20 protein-coding genes are annotated in these 18,031 nt (G+C 39.7%); 2 read left to right on the forward strand and 18 right to left on the reverse strand.

The annotated features are described in order from the left end of the window. Positions 1 to 262 precede the first annotated feature (262 nt). Complete coding sequence (locus tag HC728_RS05225; RefSeq protein WP_017020051.1) at positions 263 to 1,588, forward strand: outer membrane protein transport protein; 1,326 nt, start codon at positions 263 to 265, stop codon at positions 1,586 to 1,588. 161 nt (positions 1,589 to 1,749) lie between these two features. Next, positions 1,750 to 2,355 carry a DUF2238 domain-containing protein gene (locus HC728_RS05230; RefSeq protein WP_190395191.1) on the forward strand — a complete coding sequence of 202 codons (606 nt, stop codon included), beginning with the start codon at positions 1,750 to 1,752 and terminating at the stop codon, positions 2,353 to 2,355. An 82-nt stretch (positions 2,356 to 2,437) separates the two neighbouring features. Here the strand turns inward: HC728_RS05230 and HC728_RS05235 are convergent, their stop codons facing one another. From HC728_RS05235 to cheY, 18 genes are all read right to left on the reverse strand, one after another. Next, complete coding sequence (locus tag HC728_RS05235) at positions 2,438 to 3,220, reverse strand: VacJ family lipoprotein (protein ID WP_035457932.1); 783 nt, start codon at positions 3,218 to 3,220, stop codon at positions 2,438 to 2,440. 159 nt (positions 3,221 to 3,379) lie between these two features. Further along, a complete protein-coding gene (gene ccmI / locus HC728_RS05240) occupies positions 3,380 to 4,597 on the reverse strand; it encodes a c-type cytochrome biogenesis protein CcmI (RefSeq protein WP_065597882.1) in 1,218 nt (405 codons plus the stop codon). Then, positions 4,594 to 5,109: a cytochrome c-type biogenesis protein gene (locus HC728_RS05245; protein ID WP_017020048.1), complete on the reverse strand. Its 516-nt coding sequence runs from the start codon at positions 5,107 to 5,109 to the stop codon at positions 4,594 to 4,596. Before HC728_RS05245 ends, ccmI begins: the two co-directional genes overlap by 4 nt. Next, entirely contained in the window at positions 5,109 to 5,660 is a 552-nt protein-coding gene (locus HC728_RS05250) for a DsbE family thiol:disulfide interchange protein (RefSeq protein WP_017020047.1), read from the reverse strand. The genes HC728_RS05245 and HC728_RS05250 overlap by 1 nt, the downstream gene beginning before the upstream one ends. Before the next feature lie 3 nt (positions 5,661 to 5,663). After that, positions 5,664 to 7,622 carry a heme lyase CcmF/NrfE family subunit gene (locus HC728_RS05255; protein ID WP_005420290.1) on the reverse strand — a complete coding sequence of 653 codons (1,959 nt, stop codon included), beginning with the start codon at positions 7,620 to 7,622 and terminating at the stop codon, positions 5,664 to 5,666. After that, positions 7,619 to 8,104, reverse strand: coding sequence for a cytochrome c maturation protein CcmE (gene ccmE / locus HC728_RS05260; protein WP_005420292.1), 486 nt, complete (start codon positions 8,102 to 8,104; stop codon positions 7,619 to 7,621). The genes HC728_RS05255 and ccmE overlap by 4 nt, the downstream gene beginning before the upstream one ends. Then, positions 8,101 to 8,307: a heme exporter protein CcmD gene (gene ccmD / locus HC728_RS05265; RefSeq protein WP_005420294.1), complete on the reverse strand. Its 207-nt coding sequence runs from the start codon at positions 8,305 to 8,307 to the stop codon at positions 8,101 to 8,103. The genes ccmE and ccmD overlap by 4 nt, the downstream gene beginning before the upstream one ends. A gap of 23 nt (positions 8,308 to 8,330) precedes the next feature. After that, the gene (locus HC728_RS05270) at positions 8,331 to 9,083 is read right to left on the reverse strand and encodes a heme ABC transporter permease (RefSeq protein ID WP_005420296.1); all 753 of its coding nucleotides are present in this window, start codon (positions 9,081 to 9,083) and stop codon (positions 8,331 to 8,333) included. Between the two features lie 43 nt (positions 9,084 to 9,126). Continuing rightward, complete coding sequence (ccmB, locus tag HC728_RS05275; protein WP_011262348.1) at positions 9,127 to 9,795, reverse strand: heme exporter protein CcmB; 669 nt, start codon at positions 9,793 to 9,795, stop codon at positions 9,127 to 9,129. After that, entirely contained in the window at positions 9,796 to 10,410 is a 615-nt protein-coding gene (ccmA, locus tag HC728_RS05280) for a cytochrome c biogenesis heme-transporting ATPase CcmA (protein WP_017020046.1), read from the reverse strand. A 279-nt stretch (positions 10,411 to 10,689) separates the two neighbouring features. Continuing rightward, positions 10,690 to 11,151, reverse strand: coding sequence for a DUF2802 domain-containing protein (locus HC728_RS05285; RefSeq protein ID WP_005420303.1), 462 nt, complete (start codon positions 11,149 to 11,151; stop codon positions 10,690 to 10,692). Next, positions 11,151 to 11,645: a chemotaxis protein CheW gene (locus HC728_RS05290; RefSeq protein WP_005420305.1), complete on the reverse strand. Its 495-nt coding sequence runs from the start codon at positions 11,643 to 11,645 to the stop codon at positions 11,151 to 11,153. The genes HC728_RS05285 and HC728_RS05290 overlap by 1 nt, the downstream gene beginning before the upstream one ends. A gap of 28 nt (positions 11,646 to 11,673) precedes the next feature. After that, positions 11,674 to 12,732 carry a chemotaxis protein CheW gene (locus HC728_RS05295; RefSeq protein ID WP_017020045.1) on the reverse strand — a complete coding sequence of 353 codons (1,059 nt, stop codon included), beginning with the start codon at positions 12,730 to 12,732 and terminating at the stop codon, positions 11,674 to 11,676. Further along, positions 12,732 to 13,499 carry a ParA family protein gene (locus tag HC728_RS05300; protein ID WP_005420307.1) on the reverse strand — a complete coding sequence of 256 codons (768 nt, stop codon included), beginning with the start codon at positions 13,497 to 13,499 and terminating at the stop codon, positions 12,732 to 12,734. Before HC728_RS05300 ends, HC728_RS05295 begins: the two co-directional genes overlap by 1 nt. An 8-nt stretch (positions 13,500 to 13,507) precedes the next feature. Continuing rightward, positions 13,508 to 14,638, reverse strand: coding sequence for a chemotaxis response regulator protein-glutamate methylesterase (locus HC728_RS05305; RefSeq protein ID WP_005420308.1), 1,131 nt, complete (start codon positions 14,636 to 14,638; stop codon positions 13,508 to 13,510). Between the two features lie 15 nt (positions 14,639 to 14,653). Continuing rightward, positions 14,654 to 16,861 carry a chemotaxis protein CheA gene (locus HC728_RS05310; RefSeq protein WP_065597884.1) on the reverse strand — a complete coding sequence of 736 codons (2,208 nt, stop codon included), beginning with the start codon at positions 16,859 to 16,861 and terminating at the stop codon, positions 14,654 to 14,656. A gap of 9 nt (positions 16,862 to 16,870) precedes the next feature. Further along, a complete protein-coding gene (locus HC728_RS05315; protein WP_012534195.1) occupies positions 16,871 to 17,587 on the reverse strand; it encodes a protein phosphatase CheZ in 717 nt (238 codons plus the stop codon). 31 nt (positions 17,588 to 17,618) lie between these two features. Beyond that, positions 17,619 to 17,999, reverse strand: a complete 381-nt coding sequence (cheY, locus tag HC728_RS05320; protein WP_005420316.1) for a chemotaxis response regulator CheY — start codon at positions 17,997 to 17,999, stop codon at positions 17,619 to 17,621. Positions 18,000 to 18,031 lie beyond the last annotated feature (32 nt).

Genomic DNA, 18,031 nt, shown 5'->3' on the forward strand with positions numbered 1-18,031 from the left:
ACTCGTTCCTGCCCATAAGAATTTCAGCGTACACATATACCCTCAAATGCATATTCAGACCTACACCTGTACGCCCAAATAACACATCCGACCAGATAAATACAGAAAATTTAGCTGATTTTGAAGTTTTTTGCAGAAAAAAGCCCTTAAAACACGAAAATATCGATTTTTTATTTGAAGTTTTTGCTCTAAAACGTATTATCCACCCCAACTAATCACCACCAAATTCAGCGAACACTTGAATTTGATTTTGGAATTTATAATGAACAACAATAAAAATCGTCTATCTATCGCAGTGGCACTTGGCCTATTAGGTTCAGTTGCAAGCTCAAACACTATGGCTGCAGGTTTCCAACTTGCAGAATATTCAGCTACAGGTCTAGGCCGTGCTTACGCAGGTGAAGCAGCGATCGCTGATGGTGCTGACACACAATGGCGTAACCCTGCAATGCTGACATATTTAGAAGGCACTCAAATTTCTGTTGGTGGTATTTATGTTAATCCAAACGTTGATGTAAATGGTTATGTTGATGGCTCTAAATCACTAACTCAAAAAAGTGGACATACCTCATCTAAAGATTTTGCTCACAGTGCAGTAATCCCTAACTTTTACCTATCGCACCGTGTTAATGAAAAACTAGCTCTTGGTGTCGCTCTTGGTACCAACTACGGTATGGAAACCGATCTTGATGATAACTTTGCAGCAAGCCATTTTGGTAACACAGCAAGCATCATCACTAAAGAGTTGAATCTAAACATCGCTTACCAAGTAATGCCACAAGTAAGCATTGGTGGTGGTGTACGTTATGTTATGGGTGAGGGTCATTTTGGTGCGAAAACACCAAGCAATATAAACCTTGGTCCTCTTGGAAATATCCCTAAAGGTACCACACTAAAATATATGGAAGGTACTGATGAAGCTTTTGGATGGCAATTGGGGACAGCTTGGCAAATCAACGAAGCTAACCGCATTGGTTTTACTTATAAATCAAAAGTCGATTTAAGCTTAGAAGGTCATGCGGAAGGGTTTGCATTTAACCCTAAAAATCCAACACAACATTACTCAGGCTCAATGGCTTTAGCTATGCCAGCAACAGCTGAATTAGCTAGTTTTCATCAGCTAACAGATACCATAGCAATTCACGCTAGTTTTAACTGGACAGATTGGAGCAGCTTTGAAAAATTAGAAGCGAATATCCCTTCTCTTAGTACACCAGTTCAAGATATCAAAGAAGAACATTGGGAAGATAACTACCGCCTAGCTATCGGTGGTACTTACCAATTAGATCAAAAACTAACTCTACGTTCTGGTATTGCTTACGATACTTCAGCGGTTAGTGATAAAAATCGTACAATTACCATTCCAGAAACCGATCGCTTATGGTTAAGCATTGGTGCTGGTTATGACTGGTCTAAAAACTTAAGCTTAGATGCAGGTTTTACTTACATCGTAGCTAAAGACGCACCGATCACTGAATCTCGTGGCTATGAGTCAGATGATGCTGCTCAAGCAATCGGTGGTCAATTCAACGGCGAAACAACTGGTAACGTATGGCTAGTTGGTGTTCAAGCGAACTACCGTTTCTAATCTGAAAACCATTTATATTGAGGCCTCTAATTTTAGAGGCCTTTTTTATTGAACTTTACAACAGAAACGCTCAATTCTAAATAAATCAACTTGATAGAAACGACTTTCCGGTTACACTTTTTATATTCATTCTTTAAGTGTGCAACTCGGAGTATTGATTTATGTCTATACCTCAATCCATAAAACAGCAACCTATACTACTGCCTCTCACATCTCTTTATTCTGTGATATTTCTTTTTTCTGCTTTTGAGCCTGTATCACGAGCGGTATGGTTTGCTGAAATTATTCCTGCATTATTAATTTTAGCTGGCATTTTTTACATGGCGACACGCTTTCAGTTCAGCAAAACAGCCTTGGTATTTATGTTTATTTGGCTATTTCTTCATACTATTGGCGCTAAATATACTTTTGCCGATGTTCCTTTTGATTGGTTTAATAACTTGATTGGATCTGAGCGAAATAACTTCGATCGAGTCGCGCACTTCTCAATTGGTTTTTACGCTTACCCTATCGCTGAATATCTCATCAAAACAAAGAAATGCTCTACTCCTCTTGCGATGGCTTTTGGTTTATTCACATTAATGAGTGTTGCTGCTGGATATGAGATTATTGAATGGTGGTACGCCGCTATTGCAGGCGGTGATGAAGGGATTGCTTTTTTAGGCTCTCAAGGGGATATTTGGGATGCGCAGAAAGATATGTTATGTGATACAACCGGATCTCTATTTGCTTTATTAATCTTATTTTTCCAGCGGAATAATCGCTAGGTTTCAGGTTTCAGGTTTCAGGTTTCAGGTTTCAGGTTTCAGGAGAATACTAACCATGAAACCTGAAAGACTATGACTGTTTTTACTCGTCTATTTCATCTAAATAGTCATCGATATCATCTTCAGCATCTAAATCAACTTCCGGTTCAATCTCAGCTTTAAAGTCTTGACGTTGTAAATAAACATCTCGTGTTAATACATAAGGATCTGGTGACGCTTCTAGCATAGGTTCTTGCGAAATCAGCTGCACACGAGACTCCATACCTTCTAGCCCCCACTTACCTAAACCTTGCCAGAAATTAAGATATGACAGTGGCATATATAAACCATCAACAAAATCCCCTGCTTCTCGCAGTGTCCAAGGCCCGTAGCCAGGTAGCATAAAGTAAGGGCCATTACCTACACCATAATGTCCTAAAGCATCACCAAACGATTTACTGTCTGGTTTTTGTATCTCTGCTGCACTAGCAATATCGATTAATCCAACCAAGCCCAGCGTTGTATTTAACCAAAATCGATTAAAATGAACCATCGCCATATTGCCATTTCCCATGAGTAAATTATTTATCATGCTTGATGGCTCATCTAAGTTTGCTAAAAAATTCGCTACCCCATATCGAATTGGGGTTGGTGTGTATTCAACATAACCAATAGAAACAGGACGAACTAAATATGGGTCTAAGTAATCATAATTTAGCCCCCACATAACACGGTTAAATCCTTCTAGAGGATCACCAATATGAGATTCATCGTATTCTGTATCTACTTGCGGTGTTGTATCTAACTCGTCTTCTGTCTGTTCTGGTGTTTGTGAGCAAGCACTCACAAAAAGTAGAATACAACAAGAAGTCCATATTCTTTTCACTACTAAAAACCTTTGCCAATAAGTAACGATACCAAAATAAATAATTAATCAACTACTTACTACGATTGATATAACTGTATGCATTTTATTATTATAGATTATAAAAAACGGGCAGAAGCGCTATGCCTCTGCCCGTTCTAGTATGACACTTGTGATGTATTATTGATATTGCTTATCAATACTTAGTGATACATTTTTACCTAATGTACTCACTTCACTTTCACCGTACCAGTCACCTGATTTTGTTGCTACATTGCCATCTTGGTCAATACGAGCTCGAACAATAAAGCTCTCCATATCTGACAATTTACGCTGTTCTATCATGTTGTTTTCATCTGACATCATGATCTTAAGCGGGAAGCTATTTAATGGTGCTCTTGCTGCAGCAATCGGCATTGGTGAACCATCCGCAGGGTGAATTGATACAATCACGAATCCCTGCTTTGGTAGTTGTACGTTATTGCCAAGATTAATAGTAACAGGAACCTGCTTCTCTAACGTTGCTTCAGGGTTTAGTTTAGATTGTGCGCGTTCAATACTACGAACTAGCATTTCATAACGAGAGTCATCAGGGCCAATCAACATCTGCATTGCTTTCCATGCAGAAATAGCGCCTTTATAGTCTTGATTCTCAAATGAGTAGAAAGCAAGTAATGATAAAGCACGTAAATTTGTTGAGTCTTCGCGTAGAGCTTCACGAAGTAATTGTTTCGCTTGCTCTGCTTTTGCTTCATTACCACTTAACATTAATGATTGAGCATAACCCAACTTAATCTCAGTATCTTTTGGTTTAAGTGCATAGGCTTTTTTCATTGCACCAACTGATGTATCAATGTCACGATTCATCATACCAATACGACCAAGTAGCAACCAACCCATTGCATCATCAGGTTCGTGATACAATTTAGTTCGCAGCGCTAACGTAATATCTCTGATTTCAGAGTCTGTTAAACCTGCACTTTCTGGATCGAGTAATTGTTGTGATAATTCAGGTAAGCGTGCACTTACTTCTTGCCACTTTTCTACTTTATCGATATTGCCAAATTTAAAATATAAACCGTAAGAAATAGCAACAAGTACAATTATCGACGGAAGAATAAATAATCTTGCGTTTAAACTGTCTTGCTGTGCTTTTTCTTTTACTGGAATATCATCAAGCAGTGATTGCTTAAGCTCTGTGATTAACTCTTCTTGGTTATTCACAAGACCTTCAGCGTCTTCTTCTTCCAATTCAGCTAAGCGATCTTTATAAAACGCTTTATTTAATTCATCTCGACGAGCTTCATCATCTTGCGCTCTTGCTTTCCATAGCGGAAGAATAATAAAAAACACGCCAACAAAAATCAGGGCTAAGGTTGAAATCCAAAACAAAGTCATTTGTTTACCTTCCCATTGTCATTATTGTCTTCATTTAATAAAGCGTTCAAACGTTCTTCATGTTCGTTATCCCACTCTTCAGATTTTGCTTCTTTTTCTGCTGCTGTTTTACGACTGCGAATCACAATAAAACCAAAACCAAACACTAAGACACTTAATGGGCCTAACCATAAAACAAGTGTTCCTGCCGTTAACGGTGGATCATAGGTTACGAAGTTTCCGTATCGATCAATCATGTACGAAATAATTTCATCATCAGATTTACCTTGTTTAGTCATTTCATACACTTTGTGGCGCATGTCTTGAGCTAACTCGGCACTTGAATCTGCAATGTTATTATTTTGACATTTTGGACAACGTAAAGTCTGACCTAACTCTTTAAATTGCTGCTCTTGTTCTGGCGAATCAAACTCATATAAGTCAATCGTTGCGTAACTTACTTGCACTGCAAATAAACTAAACGCAATCACAGCAAAACTGCGAAGACCTAATTTACGTAGGTTTAATTTCATTATTTCGCCTCCGCAACAAGTTTGTCGTACATTGGTTTTAGAGTTTCATTCCAATTACGCTCATTAACATCACCAACATGACGGTAGCGAACAATGCCATTACTATCAATTAAGAAAGTCTCTGGTGCACCATACACACCAAGATCCATACCTAACATACCATCGCCATCAAAAAGAGTAATGAGGTATGGGTTGCCTAGCTCTTTTAGCCATTGCACTGCACCTGCACGGTCATCTTTGTAGTTCATACCGATGATCTTGACGCCTTCTGTTGCTAGCGTATTTAAATACTGGTGTTCCGCATAACACGTTGGACACCATGTAGCCCATACATTTAGCAGTAAAGGTTCGCCTTTGAAGATGCTTTGATCATAAAGCTTTCCTTCTTGAGCAAGATCTTCTAGGCGGAATTCAGGTACTGGTTTACCTACCAGTACCGATTCAAGTTTAGTTGGATCATCACCATTTGAGTTGCGAGTTAATTGGGTAGCAAACACAGCAACTAAAATTAAAAACAGCGCTAATGGTGCAAATAAAAAGTTCTTATTCATAAATTAAGCTTCCTGTTTTTTAGCATTTTTACGGAAACGGTAGCGTTTATCAGACATAGCTAATGCACCACCAAATGCCATAAACAATGAACCAGCCCAGATCCAACGAACGAATGGTTTGTAGTAAATACGTACAGCCCATGAACGGTTGTCATCTAAACGCTCACCCATTGCAATGTATAAGTCACGAGTAAAACCACGATCAATTGCTGCTTCTGTCATCATTGAACCTGCAGTTTCATAAAAACGTTTTTCTGCGTGCAGTGTATTAATCGCTTTACCATCTAGTGTGATGTCAAAATCAGCGGTATACCCATCATAGTTAGGACCATCTGTATCTCTAACACCAGCAAAATAGAACTGGTAGCCATTCATTTCAATGTGCTCGCCCGGCGCTAAACGTACGTCTTTTTCGATACTGTAGTTCTGCACCATGGCAATACCGATAATCGTAACGGCAAGACCAATATGAGCAAAAATCATCGCCCAGTGACTGCGTCCTAGCTTAGTAATACCCACAGAGAATGAGTGACGGTGCGTCGCACGTTCATACAGCTCAAATCCATGTAAAATCACAATCCAAATCGCCATCATCCAGCCTAAATAAGGCATGAATTGGAATTTATCTGCAAACATCACCATCATTAACGCTGCAAGCGGTACAGTTATCGCACCTGAAATCACAAGACGTTTTGATAGGTTGCTTAGTTTGTCTTTCTTCCAACGAATCAGTGGACCAATACCCAATAGGAAAGCAAATGGGATCATCAACCATGCAAATAGCATGTCGAAGAATGGAGCTCCAATTGAAACTGAGCCTAAGCCTAGTTGCTTATGTACTAGTGGTAATAAAGTACCAACAAGTACCACAACTAATGCTGTAACTAATAAAATGTTATTTGCTAATAACGCATTCTCACGAGAGAACAGTGAGAAGTTACCTCGAACACGAACTGATGCACCTTTTAGGGCAAACAGTAGCAATGAACCACCAATAACCATCACCAAGAAGCCAAGGATAAACATGCCTCGAGAAGGATCTGATGCAAAGGCGTGAACTGATACTAAAATACCAGAACGAACTAAGAATGTGCCTAATAAGCTTAATGAGAACGCTGAAATTGCCAGTAATACTGTCCACGCTTTAAACGTACCGCGCTTTTCTGTTACTGCTAATGAGTGCATTAATGCAGTACCAACAAGCCAAGGCATAAATGATGCGTTTTCTACTGGATCCCAGAACCACCAGCCGCCCCAGCCAAGTTCATAGTACGCCCACCAAGAACCTAGAGAGATGCCTACCGTTAGGAATGACCATGCAGCGATAGTCCAAGGACGAGACCAACGAGCCCAAGCGGTATCTAAACGCCCTGTCATTAATGAAGCAATTGCAAAAGAGAATGCAACAGAGAAACCAACATACCCCATGTAAAGCATTGGAGGGTGAATAATTAAACCTGGATCTTGAAGCAATGGGTTTAAGTCACGACCATCAATTGGGAAATAAGGCAGAGTACGCAAGAATGGGTTAGACGTTAAAATAATAAACAGTAAGAAACCAACGGTTATCCACCCCATTACAGCTAATACACGTGCAACAGATTCTTGTGGCATGCCACGACTGAATGTCGCTACAGCAACAGTCCAACCAGCTTGGATTAATACCCAAAGTAATAGTGAGCCTTCATGCGCACCCCAAACCGCGGTTAAACGATAGTACCAAGGTAATAAGCTGTTTGAGTTACTTGCTACATACTGAAGAGTGAAATCATTAACGTAGAATGCCCACATTAAAATTCCAAATGATAAACTTAGGAGTAAAAACATCCCCCAAGCTAATGGTCTCGCACTCTGCATTAATGCCTTATTACCACGGCTTGCGCCATACATAGGTAATATGCTCAAAAGGACCGCAAGCCCTAATGAAGCAATCATTGCAAAGTGACCAAGTTCTGCGATCATTGACCCGTTCCTTGTTTTTGTTGTTCAGTGTACTGAAGCGGTTCATGTGTCTTTTTCATCGCTTCGGCAACTTCTGGTGGCATGTATTCTTCATCGTGTTTTGCTAACACTTCATGAGCTTTAATAGTTGTTGCATCAACTAAGACACCTTGAGCAACAATACCTTGGCCTTCACGGAATAAATCAGGAAGAATCCCATCATAAATTACGGTCACTTGAGGGCCGACATCGGCAACCTTAAATGATACTTCAAGAGAATTACTATCACGTACAACAGAACCGGCTACAACCATCCCACCAATGCGTAGACGTTGTCCAACCTCAGGTTTTGTACCGTCAGGTTTGCCGTTAACTAATTCCGTTGGGGTATAAAACAAGTCCATGTTTTGATTTAATGCATACAACATTAATCCCACTGTTGCACTGATCCCTACAAATAGAGCAAGGATCAATCCTAGGCGCTTTTTACGTCTCGGATTCATAGTGTATTCTCCATAGTTTTTGCTTTTTTAATTCGTTCTTCTCGTGCCATTTTTTGCTCAATCTCTTTTAGCAATTGACGACGTTTGCCTAAGCTAGAAAATAGAATCCAAAATAATGAAAGAAAAGTGGCACCAAATGCGCCCCATACATAAGTGGCATACCCACCCATGGCTAAAAAATCACTGAATGTATCAAAATGCATGACAATAATTCCTATTTCTTACATTACTTAGATTCGGTAGATTTAGTCTCTACCAATGCTCTAACCCAAGGTCTGTGGCTCTCTTTTGCTAAAATTTCATTCCTAAAGCGAATAAGAGTCACAGAAGCGAAGAAAGTTGCAAAGCCAAGTATATTTAATAGCAATGGCCACAACATATCTGCTGAAATTGAAGGTTTATCAAACTTTGTGATTGTTGCGCCTTGATGAAGCGTGTTCCACCACTCAACAGAGAAGTGAATAATTGGTAGATTAATTACACCTACAATCGCAAGAATACCTGCTGCTCGTGCAGCCGTTCTTTGATCATCAAATGCATTATAAAGCGCCATTACACCCAGGTATAAGAATAGAAGGATCAGTTCAGAAGTTAGACGAGCATCCCATACCCACCATGCACCCCACATAGGTTTACCCCATACTGCACCAGTTAATAGAGCGATAAAAGTAAACACTGCGCCAATAGGAGCCATTGCAGCAGCAGCCATATCAGACAATTTTAATTGCCAAACTAGACCAATAAATGCAGCAATAGCCATCGACATATACGCGCCCATAGACAAAATAGCCGAAGGCACATGGATGTAGATGATTCTAAAACTGTCACCTTGCTGATAATCAGATGGAGCAAAAGCAAGACCCCAGATGGTTCCTACTGTTAAGCTGATAATAGAAATCACCGCAAACCACGGTAATAGTGTGGTACTTAGTTGATACGCTTTTTCTGGTTTAGCGTAAGGATGTAGCCATTTCCACATTGGTTTATCTCACTTACTTTCAAATATAAAAATTATAATTATGTTATTGCACACTGACTCGTAATGCCGAACTAATGGCAAACGGAGTCAATGTTGCAGAGCCCATTAATAAGGCTCCTAAAATCGCTAATTGGCCATTATAAGCCATACCTAAACTTGCAGCATCTATCGCTGATGTTGCAAAAATTAAAACGGGAATATATAGAGGAAGGATCAACAAACTTAATAGCACCCCTCCCTTCTGCAAACCTACGGTTAATGCTACCCCAACACCACCAAGAAAACTCAATGTCGGCGTTCCCAACAATAATGTTAGTACAATCGCTAGCCAAGTATTAAAATCCAAAGAGAGTAAAATAGCGAGTAATGGGCTAATAATAATTAAAGGTAGTCCAGTTAATAGCCAGTGAGCAACCACTTTGGCTAACACCAATACTGAAAGAGGTGTTGGCATTAACATCATTTGTTCTAATGAGCCATCAGAGAAATCATCTCGGAATAGACGCTCTAATGAAAGTAATGCTGATAATAATGCAGCAACCCAAACAATACCTGCTGCAATACGTGCTAACAAATTTGGCTCAGGACCAATACTTAAAGGAAATAGCGTAATAACGATAATGAAGAACCATAATGGATTCAAAATATCGGCTTTACGACGAAAGGCAATCAATAGCTCACGTCGAATAACGGTTGTCATGGATGTTAACATTTACTCACCTAACCTAATTTTTTTAAGTTCATTACTATCAATGAATAAATCTTGGTGAGTCGTTAATAACACAATTCCACCTTGTTTTGCATGATCCATAAATAACTTTTCGAGCACCTTTACACCTTGCTTATCAATCGCAGTTAAAGGCTCATCCAATATCCATAATTTTTGGTTACTTAACCAAAGGCGCGCTAAGGCAACTCGTCTCTGTTGTCCCGCAGATAATTGTCCAGCGGCCACGTCTTCTCTACCCGCTAGCCCAACACGCGCCAATGCATCCCATATCGCAGCTTCGTCATAGTTATCATGCATTGATTGATAAAAGGCTAAATTCTCAAACGCAGTTAGCTCTCGTTTAACACCAGTATGGTGCCCAAGAAACAATAAGTCAGAATGAAACTCTTCACGATTCTGTTTTATCGATTCATTTTTCCAAAAAATATCACCTTCATCGGCATAGCCTAGCCCTGCGATAATTCGGAGTAAGGTTGTTTTACCCGCACCATTTTGTCCTTCTATCTGAATTAGCTCACCATCAGAGATAGTAAAGTTTAAACGCTCAAACAAAACACGTTCATCACGGATACAGGTTACGTTGCGGATTTCTAACATAGACTTCTATTTATTGGAAAATATTGAAGGCATTCTAGCACAGCAAAAAATGGGAAACTTAGATATTAAACAAATCTAATTGGATAGATAAGTAAATAAATATGTCTTTTAGTGATAGTTTTGTAATACCTTGTAATTTGTATGGCTATCATAGAGTTAGTTTACGATTTTACAAATACCACTTTATAGGTATGAAATTATTATCCTCAATTTATGGATAAAAAAAAGCCCCTCAAATAAGGAGCTCTTAAATATTAACTTATCAATAGAAGCAGAAGACTACTCTTCATCTTCCATTCTCAATGGTGGCATTGACCCTTTACCAGCTGCAATTTTCGCCTGTAAAGACATCATTAACTCTGCTTCTGCTTTTGGAAGTTCACACTCTTCCATCAACTCATTGATCCCAGCGCCAAGTTGAACCAGCTTATTCGCTCTTGAATACAAACGACTATCGGCGTCTGTATTTTCTAACTCATTTAAACGATCATCAAAATGTTGATTTAATTGAGTTATATCAGCTACTTTTTGCCCCATATTAATGGAGCCAGCACGAAACTCTACAAATTGCTTTTGCAGTTTTTGTTGTTCATCTTGTAGCTGCTTATATTGCTCTTGTGATTCAGTTAATTGTTGCATTAACTGTTTATTCTTACGGTTTAAGACCAAAAAAATCACAAGTACAAGGATCATTGTTGTTATTGCTAGTAGCTCAGGGAGCTGAGTTAAATTATCAACCATTATAGGTTTGCCATGTCATCCCATTCGTCGTCAGACAAAAGTTTGTTAAGGTCTACCAAGATAAGTAGGTTGCCGTCACGGTTGCTAACGCCTTGGATGAACTTAGCGCTTTCTTCCGTGCCAACACTTGGCGTCGTATCAATTTCAGATGAACGTAAGTATACAACTTCCGCTACGCTATCAACAAGGATACCGATAACTTGACGCTCAGATTCGATAACAATAATACGTGTGTTATCTGTAATTTCACCCTGCATTAAACCAAAACGTGAACGAGTATCAATAACTGTTACTACATTACCACGTAGGTTAATGATACCTAACACGTAATCTGGAGCACCTGGAACTGGTGCAATTTCAGTATGGCGAAGTACTTCACGCACTTGCATTACGTTGATACCGTAAGTTTCTTCTTCTAATTGAAATGTTACCCACTGCAGAACTTCATCGTTCACTTGATCTTTGCGGATCTCTACTTCATTAACCTGAGACATTTTATTTCCTCGTCCTATTAGAGTTATTTTACTCTATTCCCTTAATGTCGAGACCGGCATTAAGCATAGCAATCATCGCCTCAACATGAATTAAGGCACACATCTTTTCTTTTACCATTCCAGATAACCAAGGTCGTTTTCCTGCGGTCTCACGCCATCGAATACGATCACTTGTTAATGTTTCCGTCCCGGCTAGCGCGTTACACGCTAATCCCCATTTGCTTTCACCAAGCATAACAAGGTATTGGTAATCTTCTTTGTAACTTTCATCTTTGATACTTTGTGGCATCACCCACTTGGCAGTATCAAGCGCATCAATTTTTAATTCTCGGCTAGTTTGTAAGCCAAGGTACCAATCAGGACGACCAATTAAGTGACTAAACTCTGTAATTTGGTGAATACCACCTAATTCAGCTAATGGTACAGCAAACATCACTCCCATAACTTCAAAGAAAAGTACTTGGAATTCTTCTTGATGCTCTGCATTTTTCCAATCAAGTCCACTTGGCGGTGGTGCTTTGCCTGCTTGGGTTTCTAACTCTTCGCTGTTATCTATATCGACAGTAACTTCAATCTCTTCAGATTCAGTTTCTTCAACAACAGGAGCTACCTCAATTTTATCCGATAAATCCCATGCAGAAAGATCAAGCTCTTCAGGCTCTTCTTCTGTAATAGGTTGAGGCTCATTAACATCCGATTCAGTTTTTTCAATTTCACCAGAAACTAAGGCATCAATTTCATCTTGAACGTTTAATTGAGAATTTTCTAACTGGCTTAATAAACGCTGCACATCTTCTAATTGAGGCATCTCAAAAGGATAATCATCATATTCATCCACTTGCGGAGATGCTTGCAATTGATACTGAGGCTCGGGAGTATCTAATGTTACTGAATCAGACTGCCAATCAGAAACTGACTCGGATTCTGGTTCGTCCTCAATTTCAATATCAGCGACTGGTTCAGGCTCAACTAACTCTTCACGAACTTCTTCAAGATTAACGTCTTGCTCAATGACATCTTCATCTAACAGTGACGAGAAATAATCATCAAGAGCTTCTTCACTGGTAAATGTTTTAAAATCAGCCATTAAGCTAATCTCTCCAAGTAGTTCAGTAATGTTTTATACGCAAAAACGCCACGACTATTTGGAGATACAAATGACGGTGGCATTCTTTTTAAGCTGGCATCTCTAAATTTAGTATCAATAGGTACTGCAGATGCCCACACCTGATCTTGATAGCTATTTTTTAAATCCATCAAGGTTTGTAACGAAGCATTAGTACGCTTATCGTACATAGTAGGAATAATGGTCACATCAAACAAAGAAGGTTTATTTCTTTGCATTATCGTTAATGTTCTCATCATTCGTTCTAAACCTTTCATCGCTAGGAATTCAGTTTGAACAGGAATAAGCACTCGAGTACTTGCCGCTAATGCATTAACCATCATCACACCAAGAATCGGTGGACAATCAATCAATACATAATCGTAATCAGCTTCTAGTGCTTTCAGTGCACGCTTCAATACTAACCCCATCCCATTACGGTTTCCCATAACACGATCAAGTGTCGCAAGTGACATATGAGCAGGAATAATATCAAGCCCAGGGATATCACTTTTTAATACAAAAGGAGCTACCGTGGTTTTATTGATTGTAGGTAATTGAAACAACTCAAATAAGCTGCATGGTAAATCGTCTGAATCATAGCCTAAGTAAGTAGTTAGAGACCCATGAGGATCTGTATCTACCATTAGTACACGTTTACCACGTTGATTTAACAACCCTGCTAATGTGATTGTGGTTGTGGTTTTACCCACACCACCTTTCTGATTAGCTATGCTCCAGACAATCATGTTATTTCCTACTTCAATCCAACTTCAACAAGCATTCTTTCAGCAATACGATCAAGCGGTAAACTTTCTGAAGATAAACCGGCTTTATCGACAGCTTGAGGCATACCATATACCACACAGCTTTGCTCATCTTGAGACCAAATAGTTGCGCCACCAGCTTTAAGCATTCGACAGCCTTCTCGACCATCTGCGCCCATACCAGTTAAGATCATCGACAGAACTTTATCACCGTATACTTTCGCAGCAGATCCGAAGGTAACATCAACACATGGTTTATAATTCATGCGTTCACCACCATCTAAAATCTTCAAGCGTGAAGCGCCCGGACGGCCATCAACCATCATTTGCAAACCACCTGGAGCCAAATATGCACAACCTGGTTTTAACACATCGCCATCTTCTGCTTCTTTAACTTGAATTTTGCACAAGTTATTTAAACGAGCAGCAAACGCCGCCGTAAAAGTGGCAGGCATATGTTGAACCAAAATAATTGGATGTGGGTAATTCGCCGGAATCGCCGTTAATATCTTTTGCAGTGCAACTGGACCACCCGTTGAAGTCCCAATAGCCGTTAATTGATACTTTTTACCCGTCGCTTTAAAGCGTTGTGCAATTGGAGCTGCTGGTGCTGCTTTTACAGGAGATGCTGTTAATGCAGAAGTCGCAGTTCGTGTTGTTGCTGTACGAGATTCAACAGTACTTGTTGATTGCGAACTCAGTACTGGTCTGCGCATAAATGATTTTTTACGCGCAATTTCAGCAATTCGTTTCTGTAGTAAAGAAACCGCTTCATCACGATTACGTGCTATGTCTTCAAATTTCTTAGGTAAGAAATCAAGAGCACCCGCATCCAAAGCATCAAGTGTTGCTTTTGCGCCATCGTGAGTTAGCGAAGAGAACATTAAGGTTGGTGTTGGACACGCCTTCATGATCTCTCGGACTGCTGAGATGCCGTCCATGACTGGCATCTCAATATCCATTGTTATTACATCTGGCTTTAATGATTTCGCTTTTTCTACCGCTTCTTTACCATTTACAGCCACGTCGATAACTTCAAGACGTGGGTCTGAATTGATAATTTCACTTACTCGGCGGCGGAAAAAACTAGAATCATCTACCACTAATACTTTTATAGCCATGTCAATCCTTGTGCATTAACGCATGCGAACGGCGTAACGCTTTAACAAGTTAGGAACGTCAAGGATCAATGCAATATGACCATCAGAAGTAATCGTTGCACCTGCCATACCTGGAGTGCCTTGCAATAGTTCATCTAGCGGTTTAATAACCACTTCTTCTTGACCTATTAAGGTATCAACAACAAAACCAACACGTTGAGCGCCAAGTTGAATAATTACAACATGACCTAACCCTGTACGTTCTGTTTGACGACTACCAGGAACCAACCAATCTTGTAAGAAGAACAGTGGGATCGACTTTTCACGAACAATTGTTGTTAATTGACCATCAACGATGTTTGTCTTAGACAGATCAAGATGGAAAATCTCATTTACACTTGCTAATGGAAGTGCAAATGGTTGATTCGCAACACCAACCATTAACGTTGGTAAGATTGCAAGAGTCAGTGGCACTTTGATTACGATCTTAGTACCTTCACCCATGTTTGAATCAATATCAATTGAACCATTTAATTGGTTGATCGCTGTTTTAACCACGTCCATACCTACACCACGACCTGAAATATCTGAAATTTCAGTCTTAGTTGAGAAACCTGGTGCAAAAATAAGGTTATAACATTCTTTATTTGTTAAGCGTGATGCAGCATCGCTGTCCATCAAACCTCGGTTTACCGCAATACCACGAAGTTTATCTGCATCCATACCACCGCCATCATCAATGATGCTCAGTAAGATGTGATCCCCTTCTTGAGATGCTGATAAAATCACTTTACCTGTGCGATCTTTACCCGCTTTTAAACGGTCATCAGGCATTTCAATACCATGATCCACAGAGTTACGAACTAAGTGAATCAATGGATCGGCAAGCGCTTCAACCAAGTTTTTATCTAAATCAGTTTCTTCACCGCGCATTTCTAGCACGATGTCTTTTTTCAGTGTACGAGCCAAGTCACGTACAACTCGTGGGAAACGACCAAATACTTTCTTAATTGGTTGCATACGAGTTTTCATTACTGCACCTTGAAGATCGGCAGTAACCACATCTAGGTTTGATACTGCTTTTGACATTTCTTCGTCATTGCTGTTCAAACCTAAACTCACTAAACGGTTGCGAACAAGTACAAGTTCTCCCACCATATTCATGATGTTATCTAGCGTTGATGTATCAACACGTACCGTACTTTCTGATTGTGATTTTGCTGGCGCTTTTGCTGGTGCCTTTGCAACCGCTTTCACATCTTCTTTCGGTGCTTGTGTTCTTGTCGGCGTCGGCGCAGTTGTTCTTGTTGGTGCTTCAACTACTGGTGCTGGTGCACTTGTCGTCTGATTCATAGCAGCAACAGGCTGAACAGCTTGATCAAGCTCTTCTTCAGTAGGACCTTTGCCTGAACCATGCAGTTGATCAAGTAATTTCTCAAACTCATCATCTGTCATTAAATCTGAATCACCAGAATTTGACAAAATATCTTCTGCAGGTTTAGCTGCTGGAGCTGTCGTTGCATTACTTGGGCTTTTACCTGAACCATGAAGTTCATCAAGCAAACGCTCAAACTCATCATCAGTAATATCGCCATCATCAGCACTTGTTGACGATGCAATAGGCGCAGCAGGAGCTGGTGTTACTGAAGCAGCACTACTTGGAGATGCGCCTTTACCGTGTAATTCATCTAATAATCGCTCAAATTCATCTTCTGTAATATCATCAACAGAATCATGATTATTAGCCGAAACAGAAACCTCTTCTACAGAAGGAGTTACTTCAATTACTGGCTCTTCAATAACGATATCTTCAACAACAGCTTCGTTTGCTGCTGATGCAATTTCATCTTCTGATGCAGGTTTGCTTAAACGATGCAGTTCATCAAGCAAGCTTTGCTCTGCCGGCTCTAAAGCTTCACCATTTTGCACTGAACTGAACATAACATTCACGGTATCAAGTGCTTGTAAGATGGTATCCATTAGCTCAGAAGTAACTTTACGTTTACCTGTTCTAAGAATATCAAATACGTTTTCCGCACCATGACAAGCATCAACTAATTCAGTTAATGATAAAAAGCCTGCACCGCCTTTAACGGTATGAAAACCACGGAAAATAGCATTTAATAAATCAGCATCATCAGGGCGTTGCTCTAATTCAACTAATTGTTCAGAAAGTAGCTCGAGAATTTCTCCTGCTTCAATTAAGAAATCTTGCAGGATGTCTTCATCCATTTCAAAGCTCATAGTATTCCTCTAAAATCCTAGACTGGCTAATAGGTCATCAACATCATCTTGAGATGCTACAGCGTCTTCGCGTTCATGCGGGTTGATAATTGGTCCTTCAGCAACAGCAGGTTTCTTCGATTGTTCCGCTGCATCTAACCGCTCTTCCACTTTAAACAACGTCAAGATATCAACCAATCGGTCTTCAACTTCTTGAACTAACGTAATTACTCGTTTAATAATTTGACCAGTAAGGTCTTGGAAGTCTTGTGCCATTAAGATAGTGGTTAGTTCATTACGAAGCTCTGAACTATTACCCTCAACTTGGGTTAATAACCCATCAATGTTGTGGCATAAGGTTTTGAACTGAGCAAGCTCAATTCGACCTTTCATTAAACTGTTCCACTGTGGGCGAACTTGAAGCAAGCCTTCGTGCAATTCGTCTGCAATAGGTAATGAACGATCAACTGCATCCATGGTTTTATTGGCTGCCATTTCCGTTTTATCAATCACATATTGCAAACGATCACGCGCATCTGGAATCTCATCATTAGCAATGGCAACAACTCGATGATCAAGTTTAAAATTCTTCAAAGACTCATGAAGATCACGAGTTAAAGAACCTATTTCTTTCAACATTGGTTGTTCACTTGGCATTGCTAACGAAGCAACTAATTGATTTGCTTCTTCTTGCTTGCCATCTTCTAATAGAGCGACAAGTTCCTTGGCATCAGTTAATGAAATCATCTTTTACTAATCCTTCCAACGCAACATCGACTTATAAACGTTCAAAAATCTTGTCTAATTTTTCTTTTAATGTTGCAGCAGTGAAAGGCTTAACAATGTAGCCATTTACACCAGCTTGAGCAGCTTCAATGATTTGTTCACGCTTTGCTTCAGCTGTGATCATTAATACTGGTAAGTGTTTTAGTTCGTCATCGGCACGAATTGTCTTTAGCAAGTCGATCCCTTGCATCCCTGGCATGTTCCAATCTGTTACTACAAAATCGAAACCACCTTTTTTAAGCAGTGGCAGTGCTGTTAAACCATCATCCGCTTCTTGAGTGTTATTAAAACCTAAGTCACGTAATAAGTTTTTTACAATACGGCGCATTGTTGAAAAGTCATCAACAATAAGGATCTTCATGTTTTTATTCAAAATCGCCTCCAGTGAGGGCAAAGTAACGGGAT

The sequence above is a fragment of the Aliivibrio sp. S10_S31 genome (assembly GCF_014694495.1).
Lineage (GTDB): Bacteria > Pseudomonadota > Gammaproteobacteria > Enterobacterales > Vibrionaceae > Aliivibrio > Aliivibrio fischeri.

Coding starts and splice junctions, on each gene's coding strand:
- HC728_RS05225 (WP_017020051.1), top strand. CDS start 263: ATGAACAACAATAAAAATCGTCTATCTATCGCAGTGGCACTTGGCCTA.
- HC728_RS05230 (WP_190395191.1), top strand. CDS start 1,750: ATGTCTATACCTCAATCCATAAAACAGCAACCTATACTACTGCCTCTC.
- ccmI (WP_065597882.1), bottom strand. CDS start 4,597: ATGACTTTGTTTTGGATTTCAACCTTAGCCCTGATTTTTGTTGGCGTG.
- HC728_RS05245 (WP_017020048.1), bottom strand. CDS start 5,109: ATGAAATTAAACCTACGTAAATTAGGTCTTCGCAGTTTTGCTGTGATT.
- HC728_RS05250 (WP_017020047.1), bottom strand. CDS start 5,660: ATGAATAAGAACTTTTTATTTGCACCATTAGCGCTGTTTTTAATTTTA.
- HC728_RS05255 (WP_005420290.1), bottom strand. CDS start 7,622: ATGATCGCAGAACTTGGTCACTTTGCAATGATTGCTTCATTAGGGCTT.
- ccmE (WP_005420292.1), bottom strand. CDS start 8,104: ATGAATCCGAGACGTAAAAAGCGCCTAGGATTGATCCTTGCTCTATTT.
- ccmD (WP_005420294.1), bottom strand. CDS start 8,307: ATGCATTTTGATACATTCAGTGATTTTTTAGCCATGGGTGGGTATGCC.
- HC728_RS05270 (WP_005420296.1), bottom strand. CDS start 9,083: ATGTGGAAATGGCTACATCCTTACGCTAAACCAGAAAAAGCGTATCAA.
- ccmB (WP_011262348.1), bottom strand. CDS start 9,795: ATGTTAACATCCATGACAACCGTTATTCGACGTGAGCTATTGATTGCC.
- ccmA (WP_017020046.1), bottom strand. CDS start 10,410: ATGTTAGAAATCCGCAACGTAACCTGTATCCGTGATGAACGTGTTTTG.
- HC728_RS05285 (WP_005420303.1), bottom strand. CDS start 11,151: ATGGTTGATAATTTAACTCAGCTCCCTGAGCTACTAGCAATAACAACA.
- HC728_RS05290 (WP_005420305.1), bottom strand. CDS start 11,645: ATGTCTCAGGTTAATGAAGTAGAGATCCGCAAAGATCAAGTGAACGAT.
- HC728_RS05295 (WP_017020045.1), bottom strand. CDS start 12,732: ATGGCTGATTTTAAAACATTTACCAGTGAAGAAGCTCTTGATGATTAT.
- HC728_RS05300 (WP_005420307.1), bottom strand. CDS start 13,499: ATGATTGTCTGGAGCATAGCTAATCAGAAAGGTGGTGTGGGTAAAACC.
- HC728_RS05305 (WP_005420308.1), bottom strand. CDS start 14,638: ATGGCTATAAAAGTATTAGTGGTAGATGATTCTAGTTTTTTCCGCCGC.
- HC728_RS05310 (WP_065597884.1), bottom strand. CDS start 16,861: ATGAGCTTTGAAATGGATGAAGACATCCTGCAAGATTTCTTAATTGAA.
- HC728_RS05315 (WP_012534195.1), bottom strand. CDS start 17,587: ATGATTTCATTAACTGATGCCAAGGAACTTGTCGCTCTATTAGAAGAT.